We start from the raw sequence: 7,919 nt of genomic DNA, 5'->3' as shown, positions 1-7,919 counted from the left end.
AATTGTTTAAAGTCGTCGGCTGTATGCATATCAAAATCACTCGAATATGAATACCACTATTAGATCAAACTTTTAAGACAATTGGTATTATTTCGCATTTTAGCTCTGGTGCTAGCCATTGCGCTTAGCGTCAGGTATTTGCTGTGGCGTGGTATTTACACGCTAACCTACTCAGATTTTCTTTCAATGATTGCCGTCTGGCTATTATTTGGCGCTGAAATTTATGCGGGGATCACTTCAGTGTTAGGGGCGATCGTTAACGCGTTTCCGCTCAGTCGACCGCTTTTGTCCCTGGAAGGGGTAGATAAATCAACTCTGCCCAGCGTAGACGTCATGATCCCGAGTTATAACGAAGATGAAGGGATATTAGAAGTTACTATCCGCGCTGCAAAAATGCTCGATTACCCTAAAGAAAAGCTTCGTATTCATTTGCTTGACGATGGCGGAACCGACCAGAAAATTAACGCTGAAAACCCTGTGTCAGCGGCCACTGCAAAACAGCGGCGACAAGATTTGCAAGCACTGTGCAAACGTTTAGACATTACCTACCACACTCGAGCAAAAAATGAGTTTGCCAAGGCGGGTAATGTGAACAGTGCAATACAAAATACCACGGGTGATTTGATTGTTATCTTGGATGCTGACCATGTTCCTACTTCGGATTTTCTTGATAGAACCGTGCCGTGGATGCTTAAAAACGAGAAGGTCTTTCTCGTTCAAACCCCTCATTTTATGGCTAACCCAGATCCTGTTGAGCGTAACTACTTCTCTGCGTTTACTCGCATGCCTTCAGAAAACGACATGTTTTACGGCACTATACAGAAAGGCTTAGACTACTGGGGGAGTTCCTTCTTCTGTGGATCAGCCGCATTGATGAGAAGAAAGCACCTCGATTTGGTGGGGGGCATTTCCGGCCACTCTATCACTGAAGATGCAGAAACCGCGTTAGATCTTCACAAAATGGGCTACGAGTCTGTATATGTGGACAGACCTATGGTAAGCGGCCTTGCGCCAGAAACGTTTGATGCGTTTATTCAGCAGCGTATGCGCTGGGCACAAGGCATGACGCAAATTTTACTACTCAAAAAGCCTTTTAAAGCGCAAGGACTAAAATGGTATCAGCGAGTGGGCTACATGAGTTCAATCATGTTTTGGCTGTTCCCGTTTGCTCGCATCATCTTTTTGCTTATGCCACTGGCGTATTTGGTCTTTGGGCTTCAGGTTTACCATGCATCGATGCTGGAAATTTTTGCCTTCACCCTGCCTCACGTTATTGCCACATACATGATATCCACCATGCTCTTTGGGCGAACCCGATGGCCCTTAGTGTCAGAGTTATATGAAATACTACAGTGCGCATTTACGCTAAACGCATTAATCAAGGTTTTCTTAAAGCCGCGGGCACCTTCATTTGTTGTAACACCAAAAGGAGAGAGTCTTGACAGAACCTTTGTATCGCCACTATCGAGCGTGTTTTACTGGCTAATATTGGTAATCACATTCGCATTAGGGAGCGGTGTCTATAAGTTCATAACAGAGCCTCTTACACGCGAACTTACTGTGGTGGTCATGTTGTGGAATGTATTTAATTTGATTCTATTGTTGTCTGTTCTTAGTGTGTTATTAGAGCGGAAACAGGTGCGTAGTCAGGCACGCCTACCAGCTACGAACAGTGTCGTTATTAAGACTACAAGTGATGAAGCTTGGGTTGGAGATTTGGTCGATCTTTCGCTAGGTGGAGCTCGGTTACGCTTGAAAGGTGAGGGAGCGTTAGTACCTGAAAATGCCACGCTCACATCGTGGAGTCACGCACTGAATAAGAACGTTCATTTGCCAATTAGCGTTCTGCATTACGACAATAGGTCAAAAATTCTTCGAGTACGCTTTATGCCTCAAACCGAAGAACAAGAAAACGAAGTCGTCGCCTATTCACTGTGTGATAGTCTGCGCTGGATGTCGTTTCAACGAAGAAGAACAAGGGCTATCTCATACTGGTTCGGCGCAAAACATGTGTTGAAAGTTGGGTTAAAGCCTGTTTTATTGCATATGCTTGTATTAATGGGGAAGTTCGCCGGGAAATTAGGTTTGCTTGCTAAACCGGCAAAGGAAAATCAATGATAAAAAAATACCTTATGTTCATCGTATGTTTGTGCATGCCTTTTACCCTAGCGGCGCAAACTGACACGTATCGATTAACCGACTTTTTTGGCGGTGAAAGTACTGTGCGCTTGCAGGGAAAATCTGCCTCCATTGATATTCCAATTCCCCTTAGTTCAGTAACTGATGTGGACAGCGCGCTACTTACATTAGAAGTGGTCAGCTCGCAGGCGTTAATCAAAAAACGTTCTCAGCTGTATGTGAGATTCAATAATGCGACCATTGGACAGATTGCGTTCGACCCAGACAGACCTTCTCTTGTATCTGAAATTGCGATCCCTACTTCATTGTGGCGAGCCGGGTTTAACTCTCTGACACTAGCGGTAAGTCAGCACTATGCCGAGCAATGTGTTGACGGCAGTGCGCCTGAATTGTGGAGCGAAATTAATGCATACAACTCAACGCTAAAAATTGCGACGTCGGTGAATGAAAAGCGCTTCACGTTAGATGAGCTGAGCGGATTCTTTAATCCAGGAATTGGCGGACAGCGAAACGTTCAGCTTTACACGGCGCGAGAAGCTGATGATCAAATTAAATATCAGACACTTCCCATTGTTGCTCAAGCACTGTCTCTTAGGAATCAATATCAGCCGCTTATTATCGAGCATGACAGCTTTGATGATGGTTACGTTTTGCCCCAGCTAGAAGACACAGAAAATAGTTTTTGGAACGACCAAAATGTTGCTCGCTACGAGCGTGCTGCATGGTATCTCAAAGCCAAGCAAAAACAGCCTGTTCATATTCTAGTTGGTACAGTCGACGCGTTATCACCGGTATTATCTGACGAAGTGATTAACGACATTGATGGCGCGTTTCTAAAAGCACAGCGCACACCTGCGTTTGTTAAGGACAGCAACGTTATTGTACCGGCTAGTTACCGCCTTATTGTCAGCGGTACTACGCAAGATGAAGTACTTGAGGCAGCGAAAGCCTTGGCGGTAATGGACGATGCGATTAACCCTATTTCACAAGTTACCGTACTTTCACAGTCACAAATGCAGGCGGAAACGCTGCAGCGTCATCGCATTCTGAACCCAGACAATCACTACACATTCCAAGACTTTGGTGTGGCGACCACTCAGTTTAGGGATGAGGGGAACTTCACCAAACGGGTGTCATTCAGATTGCCTGCAGATTTTTATGTACCTGAAAACGCGAGCGTGAGCTTGCTCTTAGACTTTGGATATGGCGCAGGTTTTGGGCCAGGTTCGGTTATGAATGTAAGCGTGAATGACGAACTTGTACACGGTTTGTCTCTTAATAATATTAACGGACAATCCTACCGAGACTATCAGCTAAGAATACCTGCACGGTTCTTCAAAGGCGGGACGAATAATTTAGACTTTGCGGTAACCATGAGAGCGCCGTTAGCAGGTGTGCCTTGTGATGATATTCCTGGTTCCCACCTCGTGTTCCAGCTTGATGATTCTTCGGCAATAAAGCTACCTGATGCAGGAAACGTGGCAGTTCAACCTAATCTCGTCTTGCTTTCAGAAACGGCTTACCCGTTTGCGCGCTTTAAGTCAGCACCATCGTCAACCATTGCTATTCCGTCAGATGACTATTTAGATACAGCGTTAACTCTTTCAGCGAAATTAGCGCAAGTAGCCCAAGTGCCTTTATTGAACGTGAAAATAGCAACTGGAAACGACATTACAACCGAAGGTTCTGTGATTGTTCTAGGTACCCCTGAAAGCTTAACGAATATTGAGCAGTCTGAATTCAGTACGGCCATTGAGGCAACGAAACGCTGGTCTTATCGGTTACAGAACAATCTGTACAATCGCGTAAGAAACCTGACTGACGATCAGTCTTTCAAAGAAATGCGCATAGACGGTCATACCGTTCAAGAAAGTGACTTAGGTGAGCAAGCAGTACTTACTGCACAGGCACACCCTGTTTCATCACAAACCGATACCTTGTTCATTGTTGCAGCGCAGACGCCGGAACTTCTTCAAGCTAGAGTCGAGGATCTGGTTAGTTTGTCGATGTGGGGGCAGATGGCAGGGGATTTCTTCGCATGGAAAGATGGTCTTTCGCCATCACTCATCATGCAGGTAAGCGATAAATATGAAGTGGGTGAAGCCGACGACAGCTGGCTGCATTTACGACTATGGCTGTCTAACAACCCGTGGTATTGGTTAATAGGCTTTATATTGGTTGTATTTGTTGTAAGCCTACTTATTTACCTGTTGCTTAAACGCAGAAATAAACAAGTGCAAGACTCATGGTAAAGCTGCATTACGCTACAAAAGCGACGCTAGTGATAGGTTTTTTGTTCCTGTTGGCGTCGTGCTCTACCAAGGAAGATAGCGAATTCAAGTCTCAGTATATAGCGTATAAGGCATTGTTTGTTGACGGCGGGCGCGTGGTAGACACAGGAAATGATGATGTGTCTCACAGCGAAGGGCAAGGATACGGTATGCTCTTTGCCGTCGCCGCCAACGACAAAGACACCTTTGATGCATTATGGCACTGGACCCAACGTACGCTCATGCGCGAAGACGGGCTATTTAGCTGGCGCTACCGACCTTGTGTGGATAATTCATCTTCTTGTATCGATGACCCTAATAATGCCTCTGATGGTGAGATTCTTATTGCGTGGGCATTATTGCGTGCAAGTGAAAAGTGGGGCGTTGGTAAGTATGAGGAGGACGCCAGGAATATTGTACGTGCTGTAGAGCAGAAACTTCTGGTGGTGAATAATAACAGTGTAGTGCTCTTGCCTGGGGAATACGGATTTGCATCTGACCAAACAGGAAATAGCAGCCTTCAGCTAAATCTGTCCTATTGGGTTTTTCCCGCCATAACTGACCTGTCTTCGCTGTCGGATACTCCGTCACGTTGGGAAAGCCTGTTCGAGTCGGGCTTGATCTTGCTGTCGAATATGCAGTTTTCTACCTACCAATTGCCCAGTGATTGGGTGCGTTTCACCCCTAATAGTACTGAGTCCGATAACAGTAAGATTGGTGCGTTAAGTTTAGATAATGTGATATCGCCTGAGTTTGGTTTTAATGCGATCCGTATACCGCTTCAGCTTGCATGGTCCCCACGTTTTCGCCAAAACGCTAGGTTAACTGAGAAGCTACTTTCTCCCTACTATGCATGGTGGGCGATAACGCCTACGCCAGCTACCATCAACCTGTTAAACGAGGAAACAGCTGAGTACGAAATGTCTAAGGGAATGCGTTCAGTGCAGATTGCGGTAAACAGCTTGATGAAATCAGAAGAAAAGCAAAGGCCAGAGTGGCCTGAGATAAATCGAAACATGGATTATTACTCGGCAAGTTTAACGCTGCTTTCTATGCTAGCAGTTTTGGATAACGCATCGTGAAAACTCGGTTTACTCGCACCTCTTTGTATCTGGCACTAGGCGCTTTGGCCACGTCACTTGTGTCGGTGCAGGCATACGGACAAGCTAAAACAACGTACAAAGAAAAAGATCTGGGTATATTACCTGCACAACAAGATCAGCCGGATTTAACAGGGCTTTGGTACCATATTAATGAGCGACAGATTCAGCAAGCCAATGAAGAGTTTACGCGCTTAAAAGCTCGTTACCCTACGTGGCAGGTGCCACAAGAAGTCGAAACCGAACTAAACAGAATAAACGGCCGCTTAAAAGGTACTATCAAGCCTGTAGTTTCAGCGCCAAGAGAATCGCTTCAGGCTTTAAAAAAGCAGCCAGATAAGCCCGCTTCTAAAGCCCTCCCGCTCGAACAATTTGCTCAGTTAACGCCGAAAGCCAGAGCAAATACGTCGAAGCAAAAAGTAGAAACGCTTATTGCATTGAGCAATCAAATTAAGCGAACTGATTTTTACTTGCTTATGGGGTGGACCGCCATTGATAAAGGCATGTTAGAAATGGCAACGCAGCAGTTCTCTCAGGCCCAACAATCGGCAGTTCGTGATATCGATAAACAATCCGCTCAACAAGGCCTTAACAGTGTCACTGGTATTAAGCTACAGCAGGCATTGTCTTTGCGTGATACGACAACGCTGGAGCAATTTCTCAAATCTGATAACAGCGGCTACGTGAAAGAAGTGCTGCAGGGCGCGGCATGGCAACAATACGACTTGAAAAATTACGACTTTGCCGACGCGCTATTTAGTTTGGTGAACGGTAATGAAGGCAGGTATTTGTCACTTAGCGCGCAAAGCAGCGACACGGCCAAGCAAAGCGCGTTCGACCTAGCATGTAGTGTCAATACTGAGGTTTTCATTCGACGCTGTGCTGATGGTCTGGCTAGCCGACAGGCTCAGTTTTACGATACACGGCGCTACAAGCAAAGTATTGAGTCAGGCGAAGCACTCGCCCGTTTGAGACCGTTAAGTGTAGATGAGCAAGCACTAATTGGGTGGGCTGCTAAAGAGATACAAGACACCACAACCGCCACCGCGGCGTTCGAGCGAGTGCTCGCGAAGACGCCAACCGATGCGGTAATTGCCAATGAATTGGTTACAATTAATCAAGACGACGAAGCCACACTGAACCGATTGTCGCTGAGATACAGTGCGGTAAAAAGCATATTGCAAGAACGCACCACACGTAACGCCTGGCCCAGAAAACAGTTTTGGCTAGCCTATCAAAATCGGGATGCGCGGGAAGTTACAGCACAAACTAAAGATGGCCTAAGTGCAGTCTACGGTATTAATACTCGCAGTCGAAGCGGAAGTGAGGGGCTCGGTAATTTCGATGTTCTGTCGCAATATATTGGTATTGGCAGCGGTTATGAAAACTGGCTGTGGCAAGTATCACTCGACTATAAGCAATTCTACAGCGGTCGCCCTCAAGTTGGCGACTGGTTTGGTAACAACCAATTGAGTGGAGCATTTTCGGGAATAAGCGGCTTCGAAGATAAGGCGCTTCGCGCCGAAGCGCATTATCAGGCACCTGATTTCAATTTTTATGCAAACCTTGAATATGCCATGTTCGATCAACCCGTTGGCGCTAAAGTAACGGGGCAGATATCTGCAACCAAATTTCTTACCAGTACAACGGTAGCTGCAACCTTATTTAGAAAGGCAAAAGAAGACAGCTTATTAAGCCAAACCGGAACCTTCAATGCTGATCACGCGAAACCTTGGGGCTACGTGATAGAAAGTGGCATAAGAGGGTTAGTAGCGCATGCAGTGGCCGACAACTGGTCTGTTGCAGGTACTGCTCAGGTTAGTCGCTTAGAAGGCGAGCAGGTTGACGATAATAGCGCACTCTCTCTACGGGGTGATGTGAGTTACGATATTGCTACCATGATATCTCCCATGCTTGATTATTGGCGCGTAGGGCCATTCTTGAGCTATACAAGCTACGATAAAAATTTAAGCGGCTTTACGGTCGGCAATGGTGGCTACTTTAGCCCCAGTCAGTTTGTCAGCATCGGGGGCTATTCAGAGCTGTTAACGCTTGAGGCGCTAAACTGGCAAGTTAAACTTCGAAGTTCACTTGCGCTTTCACGTGTTGAACAAGACGATGATCTGCGCTTTCCGATTGGAGGTGCATTTCCTACGGCAGACGAGAACGCGACCCTTGGTGAAAGCTCAGATACGGGTTTAAGCGGAAATTTTATGGCTGAAGGTCAGTATCGAATCAATCACAACTGGATTGTGGCTGGGTATATAGGAAAAGCATTTGCGGTTGAGTACCAAGCATTTGAAGCGGGTATTCAGATAAGGTGGCGAGAAGGGCGAGGTGCTGGTGTAACAAGCGATGAGCTTTTGCTGTCTTCGCCAAGATTAAGCGGCTTTGCACTATAAAGCCGCTT

The 7,919-nt window shown here is 46.1% G+C and carries 4 protein-coding genes; all 4 read left to right on the top strand.

The genetic code is table 11. The annotated features are described in order from the left end of the window. Positions 1-81: 81 nt before the first annotated feature. The 4 genes from bcsA to QME20_RS15315 are packed head-to-tail and all read left to right on the top strand — an operon-like array spanning position 82 to position 7,911. The gene (gene bcsA, locus QME20_RS15330) at positions 82-2,118 is read left to right on the top strand and encodes a UDP-forming cellulose synthase catalytic subunit (RefSeq protein WP_281716202.1); all 2,037 of its coding nucleotides are present in this window, start codon (positions 82-84) and stop codon (positions 2,116-2,118) included. Continuing rightward, entirely contained in the window at positions 2,115-4,391 is a 2,277-nt protein-coding gene (locus tag QME20_RS15325) for a cellulose biosynthesis cyclic di-GMP-binding regulatory protein BcsB (RefSeq protein ID WP_049588724.1), read from the top strand. The genes bcsA and QME20_RS15325 overlap by 4 nt, the downstream gene beginning before the upstream one ends. 29 nt (positions 4,392-4,420) lie before the next feature. After that, positions 4,421-5,491: a glycosyl hydrolase family 8 gene (locus QME20_RS15320; RefSeq protein ID WP_281716201.1), complete on the top strand. Its 1,071-nt coding sequence runs from the start codon at positions 4,421-4,423 to the stop codon at positions 5,489-5,491. Further along, entirely contained in the window at positions 5,488-7,911 is a 2,424-nt protein-coding gene (locus tag QME20_RS15315; protein WP_281716200.1) for a cellulose synthase subunit BcsC-related outer membrane protein, read from the top strand. The genes QME20_RS15320 and QME20_RS15315 overlap by 4 nt, the downstream gene beginning before the upstream one ends. Positions 7,912-7,919 lie beyond the last annotated feature (8 nt).

Origin of the sequence: Alteromonas sp. CyTr2, assembly GCF_947311905.1 — a bacterium.
Lineage (GTDB): Bacteria > Pseudomonadota > Gammaproteobacteria > Enterobacterales > Alteromonadaceae > Alteromonas > Alteromonas macleodii.
Note: the sequence above shows the minus strand (reverse complement) of the source record. Positions and strands in the feature narration are given on the sequence as shown.